This is a genomic window from Candidatus Thermoplasmatota archaeon (assembly GCA_022848865.1).
Classification (GTDB): Archaea; Thermoplasmatota; Thermoplasmata; order RBG-16-68-12; family JAGMCJ01; genus JAGMCJ01.
Genome location: JAJISE010000120.1, coordinates 1 through 574, shown reverse-complemented (window position 1 = coordinate 574; position 574 = coordinate 1). Strand labels below are relative to the sequence as shown.

Genomic DNA, 574 nt, shown 5'->3' with positions numbered 1-574 from the left:
GATGTCGGCTCTTCCTATCCTGGACGTGCAGAAGTCTACCGAGTGAAACGAGCGTAGGGCTCAGTAACTCCGTAGTTACTGTAGGCGTCCAAGGGTGTGGGTGTTCACCAATTAAAAGGGATCGTGAGCTGGGTTCACAACGCTGTGAGGCAGTTGGTTTAATATCTACTGGAAATGTTGATGTCTGAATGGAAGAATCCTCTAGTACGAGAGGAACGAGGATTCGAAGCCTCTGGTCTACCGGTTATCCGAAAGGGTAAGCTGGGCAGCTACGCGCCAAGGGATAAGAGCTGAAAGCATCTAAGCTCGAAACCCGCCTTGAAAATAGACATCTTAGGACACGAGCAAAATACTCGTTTAATGGAACTGATGTGTAAGTACGAAGCTTCGGCGACGTATTCAGCATGCAGTTCCCAACAGTCCATTTTACCAACTATGTATGGTTTTTCATTTATTTTATTCTTTTATTATACAATGAGGAACATGAGCTAGATAGAGGAATAGATTTTTATAAGAATTCTATTTATTAGGTCTCTATGATATGTTTAGGTATAGAGTCAACAGCACATACGTT

General features: G+C 43.0%; 1 rRNA gene. It reads left to right on the top strand.

Features of this window, described 5'->3' with window-relative positions:
• Positions 1–437 (top strand): 23S ribosomal RNA (locus LN415_09970); the annotation flags it as partial.
• Positions 438–574 lie beyond the last annotated feature (137 nt).